At 60.3% G+C, this 16,328-nt stretch carries 9 protein-coding genes; 6 read left to right on the plus strand and 3 right to left on the minus strand.

What is annotated here, in order from left to right; translation table 11 throughout:
* Positions 1 to 3: 3 nt before the first annotated feature.
* The 5 genes from ACSQ2A_RS21985 to ACSQ2A_RS22005 all read left to right on the plus strand — a co-directional run bounded on the left by ACSQ2A_RS21985 (position 4) and on the right by ACSQ2A_RS22005 (position 7,066).
* Complete coding sequence (locus tag ACSQ2A_RS21985) at positions 4 to 3,432, plus strand: response regulator (protein ID WP_436073982.1); 3,429 nt, start codon at positions 4 to 6, stop codon at positions 3,430 to 3,432.
* Positions 3,429 to 4,262, plus strand: a complete 834-nt coding sequence (locus ACSQ2A_RS21990; protein ID WP_436073983.1) for a CheR family methyltransferase — start codon at positions 3,429 to 3,431, stop codon at positions 4,260 to 4,262. Before ACSQ2A_RS21985 ends, ACSQ2A_RS21990 begins: the two co-directional genes overlap by 4 nt.
* Positions 4,259 to 4,831 carry a chemotaxis protein CheB gene (locus ACSQ2A_RS21995; RefSeq protein ID WP_436073984.1) on the plus strand — a complete coding sequence of 191 codons (573 nt, stop codon included), beginning with the start codon at positions 4,259 to 4,261 and terminating at the stop codon, positions 4,829 to 4,831. Before ACSQ2A_RS21990 ends, ACSQ2A_RS21995 begins: the two co-directional genes overlap by 4 nt.
* Before the next feature lies 1 nt (position 4,832).
* Positions 4,833 to 5,888: a response regulator gene (locus ACSQ2A_RS22000; RefSeq protein WP_436073985.1), complete on the plus strand. Its 1,056-nt coding sequence runs from the start codon at positions 4,833 to 4,835 to the stop codon at positions 5,886 to 5,888.
* Positions 5,889 to 6,031: 143 nt separating this feature from the next.
* Complete coding sequence (locus ACSQ2A_RS22005; RefSeq protein ID WP_436073986.1) at positions 6,032 to 7,066, plus strand: PAS domain S-box protein; 1,035 nt, start codon at positions 6,032 to 6,034, stop codon at positions 7,064 to 7,066.
* A gap of 270 nt (positions 7,067 to 7,336) precedes the next feature.
* On the opposite strand, the gene ACSQ2A_RS22010 is transcribed toward ACSQ2A_RS22005, so the two are convergent.
* Positions 7,337 to 8,290, minus strand: coding sequence for a hypothetical protein (locus tag ACSQ2A_RS22010; protein WP_436073987.1), 954 nt, complete (start codon positions 8,288 to 8,290; stop codon positions 7,337 to 7,339).
* 127 nt (positions 8,291 to 8,417) lie between these two features.
* Between ACSQ2A_RS22010 and ACSQ2A_RS22015 the strand changes: the two genes are divergently transcribed.
* Positions 8,418 to 12,059 carry a formylglycine-generating enzyme family protein gene (locus tag ACSQ2A_RS22015; RefSeq protein ID WP_436073988.1) on the plus strand — a complete coding sequence of 1,214 codons (3,642 nt, stop codon included), beginning with the start codon at positions 8,418 to 8,420 and terminating at the stop codon, positions 12,057 to 12,059.
* Positions 12,060 to 12,089: 30 nt separating this feature from the next.
* Here the strand turns inward: ACSQ2A_RS22015 and ACSQ2A_RS22020 are convergent, their stop codons facing one another.
* Complete coding sequence (locus tag ACSQ2A_RS22020) at positions 12,090 to 13,934, minus strand: hypothetical protein (RefSeq protein ID WP_436073989.1); 1,845 nt, start codon at positions 13,932 to 13,934, stop codon at positions 12,090 to 12,092.
* A gap of 46 nt (positions 13,935 to 13,980) precedes the next feature.
* Positions 13,981 to 16,125 (minus strand): NAD-binding protein, encoded by a 2,145-nt coding sequence (locus ACSQ2A_RS22025; protein WP_436073990.1) that lies wholly within the window; start codon positions 16,123 to 16,125, stop codon positions 13,981 to 13,983.
* Positions 16,126 to 16,328: the final 203 nt, after the last annotated feature.

A 16,328-nucleotide genomic window follows, 5' to 3' on the forward strand; every position in this document is an offset into this window, starting at 1 on the left:
ACGATGAACGGCAGCGCCACGCGCGAAGTCTCAAGGACATCGCTTGGAATTGACCCCGGTGTGGCTATGGGCTTGGTGGGCGCCCTAATATTCTTCATCGCCAGCGGACTGGTGGCCTATTCGAATTTCCAAGGCCTTCGCGAAGGCAATCAGAGGATCGTGCACACGCATGAAGTCATCGTCTCCCTGGATGAGTTGCTGTCGCATGTCCAAGACGCTGAAACTGGCCAGCGCGGCTTTCTTCTAACGAATGATGAGACCTACCTCGGGCCCTACGAGTCCGCCTTGCGTGCAATTGGCCCGAAGCTCGATGAAATCGGCGGCCTGACCGGCCAAAGTGCGGGGCAGGGAGAGCGCCTCAGGGTATTGCGATTGCACGTGGAAGCAAAGCTTGCGGAACTGAATGACACGATCGAGCTTCGCCGCACCGTTGGGACCGAGGCGGCTCTTGCTGTCGTTAACTCCGATCGTGGCAAGATAGAGATGGACGCCATTCGCAGCCAGATTGGAGCGATGGCCGATGAAGAGGGGCGTGTGCGGGCGCAAAGGCTCCTTGAGATGGAAGCAGTTCAGCAGCAAGCTCTGTTGAGCACCTTGCTGTCCGGCGCCCTCGGAATTTTGCTGACTGCTGCAATCGGCTTCATGATCCGCCGCACGACTATTTTGCGCCAGCGCGATCAATGGCTGCAGTCGGGTCAGGTCGGGCTGGCGACGGCAACAATGGGCGACCAGTCGATCGAGAAGCTCGGCAATGCCATCCTCGACTATGTCGCGGGTTACGTCGGAGCCGTCGCGGGTGCCATATACGTCAGCGATGGCGATCGCTATCGCAAGGCGTCTGCCTATGGGATTCCGGATGGGGCATCAGTGCCTGCGCAGTTCAGGCTGCGGGAAGGTCTTTTGGGACAGTCGGTCGCTGAGCGGCGTCCCATCGTCGTTGGCGAGGTTCCGGTCGGCTACCTCGCGTTCGGGTCCGCTCTCGGTTCGCACATACCCAGGTATCTTGCGATCATGCCGGGTATCGTCGACGGCGAAGCCAACTCTGTCATCGAATTGGGTTTCGTGCACGCCATAGACGAAAAGGCGGTAGCGTTGCTGGAGCGAGCCTCCGAAGGCATCGCGATCGCAGTGCGTTCCGCCAAGTATCGGAACGAGTTGCAGAACCTGCTCGAAGAAACCCAACGTCAGTCGGAAGAATTGCAGACCCAGAGTGAGGAGCTGAGGGTCAACAACGAGGAGCTGGAGGAGCAGGGCAGGGCGCTCAAGGAGTCCCAGGCGCGTCTCGAACAGCAGCAGATCGAACTCGAACAGACCAATTCGCAGCTCGAGGAGCAGGCGCAGCAGCTGGAGACCCAGCGTGACGATCTCGAACGCTCGAACGCTTCGGTCCTCCTCAAGGCTCGGGAGCTGGAGCAGGCAAGCCAGTACAAGTCGGATTTTCTGGCCAATATGTCCCACGAGCTCCGGACGCCGCTCAATTCCTCTCTCATCCTCGCGAGGCTGCTGGCGGACAATCCGCAGGACAACCTGACCGATGAGCAGGTAAAGTTCGCCAAGACGATCGAGGCTTCGGGCAACGACCTCTTGAACCTGATCAACGACATCCTCGACCTGTCCAAGATCGAGTCCGGGCATGTCGAGATGCGTCCGGAGATTGTGCCGATCGAGCGCCTCGCCCAAGGAATGCGTCAGGTGTTCCAACCCCTGGCATCCGAGAAGAGGCTGGACTTCCGCGTCGACGTCGCTCCGGAGTGTGCCTCGACCATTGAGACTGATCCCCAGCGCTTAGAACAGGTGCTGAAGAATTTGCTCTCCAATGCAATCAAGTTCACCGAGAATGGGACCGTTACGCTCAGCATCGCGCCACTTCAGTCCGGACAGGTCTCGTTCGCCGTAGCCGATACAGGGATCGGTATCGCGCCGGAACAGCAGCGCAGCGTTTTCGAGGCATTCCATCAGGCCGACAGCACGATCAGCCGAAGATATGGGGGCACCGGACTTGGACTATCGATCTCCCGACAGTTGGTCCGCCTCTTGGGTGGCACGATGGAACTGCGCAGCGAAGTCGGGAAGGGCAGCACCTTCACCGTCGTGATCCCACCTCAATACGACCCGTCCGCGGTCCAGTCTCGTGACGTCTTGCCGGGGCCGTCCGTCGCGCCCGTACCTGTATCTCAGCCGCCAGAGGCGGTTCGATTGGTGAACCGAAAGGTTGAGGACGACCGCGATGTCCTATCGGACGGAAACAGAGTGCTTCTAGTCGTCGAGGACGACGATTCCTTCGCCGGCATTATGCGCGATTTATCCCGCCAGTCCGGCTTCCAGGCCCTGGTAGCGAGTACAGCGGAGGAAGCTTTGGCTTTGGCGCAGGAGTTCCTGCCCAATGCCATTGTTCTCGACGTAGGTTTACCCGATCAGTCGGGCCTTGCGGTCCTCGATCGCCTGAAGCGCGATGTCAGAACCCGCCATATTCCAATTCACGTCGTGTCGGCCAGCGACCATACGGATACGGCGTATTCGCTCGGTGCGGTCGGCTACGCCATCAAGCCGGTCAATCGCGACCAACTGATGGAGGTGCTGCATGGACTTGAGGAACGTCTTGCTCAACGCGTCCGCCGCGTGTTGATCGTAGAAGACGATCCGATACAGCGGGAAGCTATCGTCAGGTTGCTCGATTCTCGGGCCGTGGAAACGGTTACGGCAAGCACGGCCGCCGAGTGCCTAGAGCTTTTGAAGCAGCAGACCTTCGATTGCATGGTGCTCGATCTCACCCTGCCGGACGCGTCCGGCCATTCGCTGCTCGAATCTTTCGGTCACGGAAGTACCTATGCCTTCCCGCCCGTGATCGTCTACACGGCTCGGGATCTTTCGACCGATGAAGAGCTCCGACTTCGCCAGTACTCGAAATCGATCATCATCAAGGGCGCCAAGTCGCCGGAGCGACTGCTCGACGAGGTAAGCCTCTTTCTGCATCAGGTGGTTTCTGATCTTCCCGACGAGCAGCAGAAAATGATCCGAAAGGCGCGCAATCGTGACGCACTTCTCGAGGGTCGTCGCATCCTGGTGGTGGAGGACGACGTCCGCAACGTCTACGCCCTGACCAACATTCTTGAGCCCCGCGGTGCTGTCGTCCAGATCGCGCGGAACGGGCAGGAGGCCCTGGACCATCTCGCGAAGGCGGCAGAGTCTCCAGAGACCAGCATCGACCTCGTCCTCATGGATGTGATGATGCCTGTGATGGATGGGCTCGCTGCTACCCGAGAGATAAGAAAAAACCCGATCTGGAAACGGCTGCCAATCATTACGCTGACCGCGAAGGCGATGCCTGACGACCAGCAGCGCTGCATCGAAGCCGGTGCGAACGACTACATGGCGAAACCTCTCGACATCGAGAAACTGCTTTCGCTCGTGCGGGTTTGGATGCCCAAATGACGGAACCGCCGGAGAAGGTCGAAGACATCGAGATACGGCTGCTGCTGGAAGCTCTTTTCTTCAGATACCATTACGATTTTCGCAGCTATGCCATGGCTTCGATCAAGCGGCGTCTGCGCCAGGCGCGCGAGCAGCTGGGCTTCTCGACATTCTCCGCTATGCAGGAACGCGTCCTTCGTGACCCGGAAATGCTACCTCAATTGCTTCGGTTCATGACCGTCCAGGTCAGCGAGATGTTTCGCGACCCCGGCTACTTCCGTGCCTTGCGCGAACGCGTTGTGCCGCATCTTAGGACCTATCCCTCCCTCAAGGTTTGGATTGCCGGCTGCAGCACCGGGGAGGAACTCTATTCGCTTGTCATCCTGTTCCGCGAGGAGGGCCTGGAAGACCGCACCCTGTTCTACGCCACCGATATTAATCACGATGCGCTGGAGACGGCGCAGGCCGGCATTTATCCCCTGGATCGCATTCCGCTGTTCACCCAGAACCACCGGCAGTCGGGCGGAAAATCGTCGCTCTCGGACTACTATCAGGCCGCCTATGGGCGGGCATCACTCGACAAGACGCTGAGGAAGAATGTCGTGTTCTCGGATCACAGTCTGGTCACGGATTCTGTCTTTGCCGAGATGCACCTGATTTCGTGCCGCAACGTGCTCATTTATTTCGACAAGACCCTACAGGACCGGGCGCTTGGACTGTTTGAGGGCTCCTTGGCTCGTCGAGGCTTTCTTGGCCTCGGCTCCAAGGAGAGCCTTCGCTTCTCGAGCCACGCCTCTGCGTTCGCCGACTTCGTGCGCGAGGAAAAGATCTACCAGCGGAGTGTCGAATGAGCTCATCCGAACTGCAGGCCGTCGTTATCGGTACCTCCGCCGGAGCTGTGGACGCGCTTGGCACAATACTCCCGCTCATACCCAAGGGGTTTGGCCTACCGATCGCCATTGTCGTCCATATTCCCTCCGACAAACACAGTGTTATGGCGGAACTATTCCGGGCGAAGTGCCAAGTCGAGGTCGTCGAGGCGGAGGACAAGATGCCCATCGAACCGGGCGTGATCTATTTCGCGCCGCCGGGCTATCATCTCCTGATCGAAGCCGATAAGACTTTCTCACTTTCGGGGGACGAGCCGGTCCTTTACTCCCGCCCGTCGATCGATGTGCTGTTCGAGAGTGCCGTTGATGCCTTCGGCCGGCACCTCATCGGACTTATTCTGACCGGAGCCAACCAAGACGGTGCCAACGGTCTCGCCGCCGTTGTTGAAGCTGGAGGGGTCGCCATCGTGCAAGACCCGCAAACCGCTTTTGCGGCAGCGATGCCAGAGGCCGCAATCGCGGCTTGTCCGCAGGCGCGAATTATGGGGTTGCGCCAGGTGGCGAGTTTCCTGATGGAGGTTGAGAACTAACGTGGAGCCGGTGCCCTTCCTCCTGGTGGATGATCTCGAAGAAAACCTTCTCTCGCTCGATGCCTTGCTACGCCAGGACGATTTGCTCCTACTCAAGGCCAGGTCGGGCGACGAAGCTCTGGAATTGCTCCTCGAGCACGATTTTGCCTTAGCGTTAATCGACGTACAGATGCCTGGTCTCAACGGTTTCGAGCTCGCAGAACTCATGCGCGGCAATGAGCGGACCCGTCGCATTCCGATCATCTTCGTGACCGCCGGCGCTGCCGATACTCAGCGTCGGTTCCGTGGTTACGAAGCGGGCGCCGTCGACTTCATCCAAAAACCCATCGAAGCCGGCGTTCTGCGAAGCAAAGTGGCGGTGTTCTTCGAGCTCTACCGGCAGCGCCAACAGTTGACGGCGCAACGCGATGAGCTGGCGGCCCATGCGGATGCTTTGAAGGACGCGGCCCGACACAAGGACGTCATGCTGCGGGAGATCAATCACCGCATAAAGAACCTTTTCAGCCTCACGGGCGGACTGATCTCCGTGAGCGCCAGATCGGCAAACAGCGTTATGGAACTGGAATCTGACCTCCGATCGCGGCTACATGCACTCGCCGTAGCTCATGAATTGACCCTGCCGGATCCGTCGACAGACAGTCAGAGCGAGACGGGGACTTCGGTGATGTCCTTGCTGCAGGCGTTGACCGCGCCGCATGAGCATGCCCAGGGATCGCTCATTGAAATCAGCGGGGTGGACGCCCCCCTGAAGGGTAGCGCCCTGACTTCGCTGGCCCTCTTACTTTATGAACTGATCACGAATGCCGTGAAATACGGTGCATTGTCCACTTCACGGGGCCACCTCGCTATCGAACTCGACGTTGTCGACGATGAACTGCATGTCAATTGGGTGGAGCGTGGTGCACCCTGCCGGGAGCAGGCCGCCGAGCGCGAGGGCTTTGGATCGACGCTGGAGAAGGCAGCTCTTCGGGGCGTCGATGGGCGCCTCTCAAAGGAATGGCGCGAGGAAGGGCTGAGCCTCTACCTCGAAATACCACTGTCTAGCCTGGGCGGCTGACCCGCCGAGATTGAGCTGTTGACGAGAGCACGGCTTTATCTGTCGTCTCCTCACCCAACTCTCTGCTAACCCCGGGGCCTCGGGACGCTTGGCCAGCGTAACCTATGACACCATTGTGTCGTTCACAGAAGAAGGGGTAGAAAATGCCCATCGACCCGCCTGCCGCGTCGCCTGCGCCAACCAGTTCCCCAGAACACACCGAATTCCTGCTGGCAGCCATAGTCGACAGCTCCTTTGACGCGATAGTCAGCAAAGACTTGAACAGCGTGATCCGCACTTGGAACGCTGCAGCGGAACGCATGTTTGGCTACACGGCGGAAGAAGCTGTCGGCAGATCGGTGACCATGCTGATCCCGGCAAATCTTCAAAGCGACGAAGTGGACATCATCAATCGCATCAAGAGAGGGGAGAGGGTTGAGAGCTTCGAAACGCTGCGTGTTCGAAAAGACGGAAGCACGATCGACGTCTCGCTGACGATTTCGCCCATTCGCAACGCACAGGGCACCATCATCGGCGCGTCCAAGATAGCGCGTGACATCACGCAGGCTAAAGAGGCCGAACGACGCATTCGCCTTCTGTTGCGGGAGGTCAACCACCGGGTCAAAAACCAGTTCGCGGTCATTCTCTCGATCATCCGCGAGACCAGCAATCGCGCGGCCGGCCCGGAGGAGTTCCATGGGCAATTGCGCGACCGCATCATGGCGCTCTCGCGGTCCCATGACCTTCTTGTCAATTCCGATTGGTCTGGAGCGAGCCTGCTTGAGCTCATCCATCATCATCTGGGCGTGTTCGGGCATGAGCAGCGTGTGACGATCTCTGGGCCCTTGGTGACGCTGAACCCCAACGCCGTGCAGCATTTGGGCATGGCAATGCACGAACTTGGCACGAACTCGGCCAAGTATGGCGTGCTCGCTCACGGGCGAGGTGAAATCTCCATTGCCTGGAGGATCGAGGAGGCTGCCGACGACAATCGAATCCTAGATCTCGTCTGGCGCGAGGAACTCGAAGAGATCGTTGCTGATCGGTTGGAAAACCCCTCGCGGCGGGGCTTCGGCTCCGTCGTCGTAGAGAGAGTCGTTCCGCTGGCCCTTGATGGTGTGGCATCGCTGGATCGGCATGGGAATCTAGTGACATGGTCATTGCGTGCGCCCTTCGAGGCGATGACCCAACCCGACTGAATCTGCACAACCCTCACAGCAGGTCCCAAGGTATTAGCGGCAGAGACGCACTGACCGACGGACGACTGCCACGCATTGAAAGAGGTCAAAACCTCGGCCGCGTTCACCTTTGAGCGGCGCCCGGCAAGATTGGTCTTGACCGCTCTCATCAGGCTCCACCCTGCTGGGGTGCTAGAGCCTCCCGCCGCTCGCCGCAATCCACTTCGGACTTCGCACGATCGTCGGGTGCAGCGATCTTCAGCGGGCAATTCGGCGCACGCACTGATGCCGCTAGTAGCCCTTCGCGAATTGCTTGAGTGCGGTAACCAGCGAGAGCGGACGATCATCGATCCAGAAGTCGAACTTGTCACCAAAGGCGTTGGCCTCGGTGAGCATCGGCAATTGGTCGAATAGACCGACCTCTTGATCCGCCGCGCAACGGGTGGAAAGGCTCTGTAGCTGCGCAAGTGCGCCATCCTCGTCCAGTTCCTCGATGCCCTTGAGCACCGAGATTGCGAAGAAGCGCACCAGGTGATCGCGCAGCACGCAGGCAGAAATGCTCGCTCCGGAGGCGCCGATCACTGATAAAGCCAGTGTATCGTCCGCCTCCTGATCAGCCGATAGCGGCGGCTGGACATAGACATGGTCGACAATACGAGCGCCGGCCCGTCCCCAAATCGACAGCCGGTCGAACTGGTCGATACCACTGACCTTGGTATCGAGACCGTATTGTTCCGGCGTCATGCGAAAAGGGTCGTTCTGTTCGACGAACATCAACCCTTGGGCGAGCGGTTCATCGGCTTTGAACAGACACGGGACCAGCGCCTGGATTGCCGTGATAATGCGCTTGAGATAGCCCTTTCCGCGTGTGCCCTGCTCGACGAAGATGTAGTTGAGACTACTAGTAGGTGCCGGAGTTCCGTCCGCCGCGCTGCAGATGGTGGCAAAGAAATTGGCGCCGCCGACAAACTGCTCTCCATCATGGACCGTGAGACAGACTTCGCGAAACGGACCAAAACGCCGGGATAGACGCTGATAAGGTTCGCCATGGTTGAGATCGAGCGCGGCCTGGAAGCCGCTGCGCTCTTCCTTTTCAGCTGGCAATACGAAGGCCTTGTCATAAGCCTCGAAGAATTGGTCGAAAACCCGGCTACCGTAGCGGGTCGTCAGCCCCAGCCGCAGGCCGTCCCCCGTTACGTGCGTCCAGTCTTTGGCTAGCGGGGCCAAGTCCAGGGCGTAGGTCAAGGCAATCCGACTCCCGTCTTTTCCAATTCAGGCAGGACGAGATTGACAGGGAGCCCGGCGAGGGACAATCGTTAATCAATCGTCAACCTGTCGTTTGAGGCGTAATTCTGGGCCCGGGGAGGGGAGCATGTCGGGGCGGGGGCTGCGCGTTTTCATCAGTGCGACCACGGCCGATGGAGGCGACCACCGGACGCGACTGGCATCGTTCTTGTCAGCGCTGCAAATGACTGTCGATGCCCAGGCGAGTTATCCAAATACGCTGAGCGACGGCATCGCCATCCACGACAGCATCGAGAGCGCCGATCTCATCATATGCCTCATCGGCACCAATTTCGGTCAGGCCCTGGCGCTGGAGAACCTGAGCGACGCTCACCTGCCGCCGCTGCCCGATGGCACTAGCGCCAAAGACCTGTCCTGGACACAGTGGGAATACTATGCCGCGCTCCACAGTGTCCGGACGAAGAACGTCGGCGATACCCGACGCCTGCTGGTCTACTTCCGTGAGAACCCGCAATGGCCTGCGAGCGCGGATCCAGTCAAACAGGCCAATATCGCTCGACAGAGGGCTTTCTACGAGCGCGAGCAGGAGCGGATGACTCGTGAGTTCGGGGCCGATTTTTTCGGCTTCTACGGCGATGATCCGAGCAAAATGCATGCCGATTTCGAGCGCATGGCCCGCGCCCGCAATGGCTATCTCGACCGCATCCAACAGCATCAGTGGTCACTGCTGAAGTCCTCGCGCCGAGCCGCACTGGATACCAGATGGACGCTGCGCTTCGGGCAGGATTTCCATGCCAGCGTGGATACGCCCAAGGTTGAAGCGCTGGCGCAATTGCGGGCGGTCTGCGCAAACGTCCAGCCACCCTTCATTCTCAATCAGGCATTCGAGATACTCTCGGTGCCAGACGACGGTCAGCAGCTGCAATTCCTCAAGCCGGCTGGTTTTGTTGCCGGCCGGACGACCGAAGCCGCGCTAGAGGCGCGAAGCCATGGCGAATGGAAGCCGATCGCGCGGGAACGGATCGTCTCGGCTCTGATGGGGCAGGCTATGGACACGCCGACCAGGCTCTATTTCATCAGCGGTGGTGGCATAGGCAAATCCACCACCATGAAGCGTCTCGAGCGCGATATCTCGGCACGTGGAGAGGAAAAGGGCATCTGGGCGATGGTCATTGACGCCAGCGACCTGCCGTCATCCACCGACGATCTGGTGACGCGCATCGCCGAAATGATCCTCGATGCAACGCCGATCGCGGCCAATCCAGATTGGGTTTTGCTCGATGCCGATCGGGATGCCGCTGCGGCGAGACTGGAGACCGCGCTCTTGATCACCATTGGTCGATGGGTGCGGCAGGACATCATGGACGGCCTCATCGTGCTATTGGTGGATGGGCTCGACCATGTGGGCATGGCCACGCCGCCGCTGCTTACCGAACTGCAGACCGAACACCTGTGGAGCCGCACGCCCATAGCAATTGCCGGGCGGCCGCATCCGCTTCTCGACTGGGTCGATTCATCCCCCGATCTCAATCGTATGCAGGCTCGTTTCTGGCGCTTTGTCGAGCCGAAGGAATTTGATGAGACCCAGAGCCGAGCCTATCTCGGGGGCGATCTCTTGGCCGACGACACTATCCGTTGGCGCTACGACCTCGTTGCCAAGCAATTGGGTGATTTCATCTCCGTCCCGCGCGTGATCGAATATGTGCGTGGGCTGCCGGTTGCCGTGTTGGGCGATATCCGGACCATTGCCGCCATCTATTGGCGAGCCGGCAACAACCTGATCGAGACCACGGCAATGGAGACGCTTCAGCGCGGTTTCGGTCCCGAACGGCCGCGCAACATTCGTCGGCTGCTATCGGCGCTGGCCTTCATGACGCTCTACAACGGTCCCGAAAAGCTGCGCGGCTATGACCGTATCGGCCGTAGGGTCGGCAATGGCGGCTCGGAAAGGGCGCAGGAGCAACAGGTTGCCATCCCGATTTCCGTCGAATTCCGGGACAGCCTCTTTGCCATGTGCGAACGCGCCCGCGGTCGTGACGGAGGCCGGTCTTATACGCGGGATCAATTCGAGGACGATCTGGAAACGCTGGGACATTTCTCGACCCTGATTGGAAACGGCATCCTGGAAAGCGGCCGGATGGCAGGAGATTCGCTTGGGCGGGTCGTCTGGGCCAATCGAACCATCCAACAATTCCTGGCGGCGCTCTGGCTGGCGCGCTACGCCGACGAGACCGAGACGCGGCAATTGCGTCATGCCGTTTTCTATCCTGAAGGGCGCGACACAGACGCCACCGAGGATTTCAACCGGTTCCTTGCGGAAATGCCGGAGGAGGCGATCCACCAGCCCACTTGGGTCCGCTCCGCCAGCGCCTGGTACGATCCGAAGCTCGAGCGCGCCGGCAGCGAACGCCTGTGGTCGTCCGAAATGCTGTATCGGTCGTGGCAGACCATGCACGATATTGCCGGCGAACCGGTGGATGATTGGTGGGATATCCCCTATGACGCTTTGACACGCTCGCGCCCCGGCGACGACCGAGCGCAGTATTCGCCACATCTGCAACGTCTATTCCTCGAAGGCGACGAGAGCGGTGAGGGGCCCTCTCTGGCTCGTACCACGCTTCAAATGTTCCGCGACGATTTCCAGCACTTGCGTGAGGCCGGTACGGACGAGCAGAAGGTGGTCGCGGCGAACCTTGCCAATCAAGGCTGGATTGGCGTTGAGGCGTCAACTTTTTCGATGGGAGCGCCCAGCGAGCGCCAGGGCTTTCCGCGCAAGACCAAAGCCTTTTGGGAATTCCAGCTCGACCGTATCCAGATTGGCGAAAGCGCCATGCTGGTCTCGGAGGAGTGCAACCGGCAGGAATGGTTCACCGGCTTGCAGGGCAAGAGACTGCGCCAGGAGGACGTTGAAGACCTGCATGACGAAATTCTCGGGCCCTTCGAGGCCGTGGTGCGGGCCAATGGTGACATAAGGGCTGCACATGACGCTGCCCTCAAGGCGATCGAGGAGAAATGGCGGCGGAGGGACGAAACGCCCGCCGAGCGGGAGCAGCGCGTGGCCGCTTTCACCATGAAGGATGTCCCGACGCTGCACGAATGGTTCTGGCTCTTCGCTCCGGGACACAGGCAATCGGTTTTGCATTATCTCTCGCTCGCCGGCGGTGGAGAGGGGGAGGTGGAGAGGCAGCACCCGCCGGCCAATCATCCGGTCATCTATGTGAGCTGGTACGATGCCTGGGCCTTCTGCCAATGGGCAAATTGGCGGCAGGATGGACAAAGCTATGGATGTCGCCTGCCGCATGAGCCAGAATGGGAATATGCCTGCCGTCATGGCTTCGTCGATGGGACGCCGCGATTGGTCGATGAGGATTGGGAATATTGGTGGGGCCACGATTTCTACGAGCATCCCAACAGCAAGGAGCCCGAGCCGCTCTCCAATGCGCTGGCTCATGCCCGGGGCGCTCCCGGCGGCACCCGCGCGCCATATGAGGCCCAGCCCAATGGCCTAGGGTTCCGCGATATGCTGGGCAATGTCTGGGAGTGGAGCGCCAATCTCTACGACGCGCGTGAAGAAAAGCTGCTCAATTCTCCTTCGCGCTATTCCCGCCACGAGCCGAAAGCCCGTCCACCAGTCAATGTCTCCCGCACCATGCGCGGTGGGTTGTGGTATTTTGTTGACCACATTGCCACCTCGACCAGTCGCTTCCGGCTGGGCTGCAACGATCGGGACTACAAGATGGGCTTTCGGCTGGTGCGCGAACGGCTCTGACTTACGGGGCGCGGTTCTGCGCCTTTTTCATCAGGCCGTGGCTGCATCAGCAACCAGAGCTTGTGTGCTCGATCGCAGGTGCCATTCTATCCGCGACAATGCAATTTCCATTGCTATTTGATAGCCCGCATAGTTGCGACGCCAAGCCTCGATGCAGGTCCAGCCATACTCGGGGTCAAAATAGGTGATCAGTGCGGACCTGGGAATCTGGTTCTGCTCGTCTTCAGGAAGCAGCGCGTAGTACTCAAAGAATTGCTGCGCCATCTCGCCGCTGGTCAGCACGAAAATGGCTCGGCGATCGCGCGACGTGGATTTGATCAGCGCGACTTCCCACCCGACATTCTCCGTCTGGTTGGCGATCATGACCGCATAAACGGATCGCTCGTTCCAGTAGGCGACCTCCGCCTGCCAGTCGTCATCGTCCACCTGGCGTTTCAGGGCGCCGTAGAATTGGAAGGCGACATGCGGATTGCCGAGCGCAACCACCGGACGCCAATTGAGGATGCGCCCAGCAATGATTTCTTCGAAACGGGCACGCCGTCGTAGTCTTCCGAGTAGGAAATCCAATAGGTCGAAGCCACCTGACAGGGTGAGGTGGTCGTCCTTGAAGGCCCGTAGATAGAGCGCTGGTGCGCTGCCGGCGGCCTCGCGCGTCGCTAATGGTGGTTGCAGCGCCGCCTGCAAACGCTCCCAACCCCCGACGAGCCCCAACCAGATCACACTGCGTTGCACAAGTGCGAGGATCACGCCCGGCCCTATCATGAAGGAGAACATCCAGAGGTTCTGCTGCCGGATTTGCTCGTCCGGAAGGCGATCAAGCAGCGCGGTGACGACGATCATGACGCAGCACCAGCCAGCGATTTCGACAAATACGTCCAGTTGCCGCCCCGAAATTCTGGCTATGGTCCAGCACAGCGCCGCTGCAAATGCGAAGAAGCCGTAGCAAAAATAGGCAAGACCAGCGGCGCCGGGTCCGAACAATGCCACGGCTTGTTGCGCGATTGCGATGATGAAGGGAGCGGGCCAGGTTGTCACTAGCAGCGTCAAGCCTCCCAGGCTTGCGCCCACGACTGCCATGGCGATAAGCAGCCCACCAACAACTGGCACGGACGACCACACCAGCGATCCTCGATCAGGCCATTGCCGTCCGGGCAGTTTCAGGCGTTGTAGCCACACCCCCCGCCACAGCGCCACGCGATATTCCCGATCTGTTAGATAGCTTAGGCTGCGCAGGCACTCTACCCAAAGGTAGGTCAGTACAAAACCAAAGCCGAGCAATGGCGCCATCGCCAGGACGTCAGAATAGGTCTTCTCGTTTATGACGCTGTTGATGCTCGAGGCGAGGTCGATGTGCAGGATGCCGGTCAGCCAGGCGCCAATGTTCCAGCCCACGAGCAGCGGCAGGGCCAGCAACAACACGACGAAAAGCCAGACATTGCGGCCTGAATCCGTAAATAGGTTCGGCAGACCAACCCAGAGATGCAGCACCAGGACCAGTACCAGCAGGGCCAGCTTGGCACGCCCGATGGGCATGGCGCGGACCTTGCGGGCGACAACGAGGCCCACCAACATGGCCAGAGACAGCGTCGCAAGCACCAACAGTCGGGGCCCACTCGCAGGGCCCAATAGCTGAATCAGATCATAGGTAAAATTGCCGGTTATGCCGTCATCGTTCAGCGCGGCGGGCCGCGCCCACCCAAGAAGGCCGTAGAGCGTGCCATCCAACAGTATCGCAACCGCGAACCCGGATAGCGAGAAGGATGCCATGGTGAAAAACATGGCAAAGATCAGAGATAGCACCAGGCCCACCGCCGCCTGCAGAAAGTCAAATACTGCCGATAGAACCAGCAGCCTCGAAATCCGAATATGACGCATTCTTAGCCCTTATCGAGTGGGTCAATCTGTTTTCCCGAGGCGCCGGTCATGCCATTGTGGCCTTGAGTTCGGTGTCGCTAAGGCCCGCATTGCCGCGCCCATGCAGGGAAACCACCTGCAACTGCACGTCGGCGTCCACCGCGCCGTCGATCCGGGTAACGAGCGCGGCCATGCTCACCATGCCCGACTGCCCAATGCGGGTGTCGAGGGTGCGGCCAAGAATTATGGTGAGCCGAGTCGCAAAGGGATTGAGCGACCACTCGCGCAGGCGTTCGACGATGTCATCGGCTTGCGCCGCGGTCACAGCAGAGAGGTTTGAAGACCATGCCAGCGCCACATCAGTGGCCTTGCCCAGTGCCCCCTGCGCCAGTGCGCCGTCGGCCTCTATGAAGGCGCATACTTTGTTCAGAGGGAAGGCCTGTGGCGCCATCTCAGGGGACAGGCTAGCGCAGTGGGCAAGCAGAGCGCGGATCATCATCGCGTCGAACCGCTTGCTCTTCGGGTCAAGATCGGCAAAGCGAACGATATTGGAGTGAATGCGCTGTCGATTGTCACGCGTTTCGCCGTGCCGCCGCTGGCGCCAGTCATCCATGGCGCGGTCGATCAGCCATCGGCGATGTTCGGCAAGGACGCAGCGGGCCATGTCGATTTCGGCGGACCCGGCCTGACCATGGTCATCATCGTCGATAATGCCGGGATAGCGGAGCCCAGCCTCGACGTGGTGAAAGAACGTCGCCACATCATGCGGAATTGACGGAAGGCCTGCCATTGTTCCACCGCGCCAGCGCAGGCCAAGGTCCAATAGCTTGGTGTTGGCATGTCGAATGGCGCGACGGTTGCTCTCCTGCAAGGTCTCGGCCAGGCCGGCCCAGGCGCTATTGTCATCGATGCGGTGGTCCGGCCGGGGCATTAGTCCCTGCTCTACCGCCTGATCATTGTAGGCGCCGTTCAGGAGCTTGGCCGGGCCGTCGGGGTCATTCCGAAGTAGGGGCGAACTGGCGACGGAATCATAGGTGGCGCCGAAGGTGCGCAATATTGACAGGCGGTTTTCCTGCCGTAGGGCATCCGGCAGCATGCCGGCGCCCCGGTGCGCAAGATAGATCGGCACGGTGTGGCGCGCACCGCGACGCATGGCCTGCTCCAGCCGGAGGCCGGCGTCGAGATTGACGCTGTCGTCGCCGCAACAGAAGACATAGGCCGTGATGGGCACCTGATCTTCGAGCGCCGTTAACTGGCGGTTGGCGGCCAGGTCGGTTTCGCCCATGTCGGCTTCCAGAAAGACCAGGGTCGGCCGAGCCTCATCGGGGATGGAACTGTCCATCAGCCGCGGATGCAGCGCCGCGAAACGCAGGGCGAGGCAATCCGCTTCGCGGTCGATGACAGTGATCCGAGGCGGCGCCAGCCCCGCGGCCGTTGCGTCGAGCAGCGTTTCAAGCAGTACGGCACGCCCCTGATCGCCAAAACCGACTATGACCAGATGCACCCTTGCCTGTCCCATAGTTCGTGCCGAAAGCGCAAGCTGGGCCTTGATCATCAGGTTGCGTGCCGCTTCTTCCTTGAGCGAGAATGTCCAGCCCGGACCGGCGCCCGCAGCGCCGCGGCCGCCCAGAAACGACAGGCCCTCGCGACCCAGCTGGCGCAGACTTCCTGCCAGTTGCACATCGGCGACATGCATGAAAACCAGCGGGCCGTTCTTGCGCATCAGGCTGGTGCCCAGTTCCACATTAGCCATGTCGTTGCCGAGCGCGACCACCACGCGTTCGGCCGCATCAAGCCGCAACGGCGACAGGCTGGCGGGGTCGGCTAGATCGGCGGCAACAAGGACCAGGCCATGAATGGCGGCAAGCTGGCGCGCTGAATCATCGAAAACCTTGTCGACCACCGTCACCGCGTAGTCGTTCTCGGCCATGTGGCGGGCCACCGCCCTGTTGATGGTGCCGAAACCGAACAGCACGGCGCGCTCCCTGCCGTTCCAGGTCTGCAGCCAGAGGCGCAACCGGTTCAGCGCCAGTCGCGCCACGAACGCAATGCCGGCGCCCACGGTAACCATCCCGGCAAGGTTGGCCATTACCAGCACGAAGACGGGAACCGGGCTGATCGCTTCGCGGTCGAGGCTCAAGACGGTCAATTGCAGCGCCCGCAGCATGCTGTCGAGTAGCAGCGAGCTTGGCCACGGATCCCGGGGCGCCACCAGGAAAGCCAGCGTTGAAATTGGCCAGATGGCGATCGGGACGATCCAGAGTCGGCGCTCGAGCCAAGGCCATAGCGGGCGCAAGTTCCGAGATAGCGTGGCCCAGTATTTTCGCAATAGTCCCCGAGGTCGCTTCATGCAGTTTACTCGACGCTGTTTTGCTATATTCGGCAGGAACTTGGTCGAGCGTCAAGGATGGCTGT

The sequence above is a fragment of the Devosia sp. LjRoot3 genome, assembly GCF_964252865.1.
GTDB lineage: Bacteria > Pseudomonadota > Alphaproteobacteria > Rhizobiales > Devosiaceae > Devosia.

Coding starts and splice junctions, on each gene's coding strand:
- ACSQ2A_RS21985 (WP_436073982.1), top strand. CDS start 4: ATGAACGGCAGCGCCACGCGCGAAGTCTCAAGGACATCGCTTGGAATT.
- ACSQ2A_RS21990 (WP_436073983.1), top strand. CDS start 3,429: ATGACGGAACCGCCGGAGAAGGTCGAAGACATCGAGATACGGCTGCTG.
- ACSQ2A_RS22020 (WP_436073989.1), bottom strand. CDS start 13,934: ATGCGTCATATTCGGATTTCGAGGCTGCTGGTTCTATCGGCAGTATTT.
- ACSQ2A_RS22005 (WP_436073986.1), top strand. CDS start 6,032: ATGCCCATCGACCCGCCTGCCGCGTCGCCTGCGCCAACCAGTTCCCCA.
- ACSQ2A_RS21995 (WP_436073984.1), top strand. CDS start 4,259: ATGAGCTCATCCGAACTGCAGGCCGTCGTTATCGGTACCTCCGCCGGA.
- ACSQ2A_RS22015 (WP_436073988.1), top strand. CDS start 8,418: ATGTCGGGGCGGGGGCTGCGCGTTTTCATCAGTGCGACCACGGCCGAT.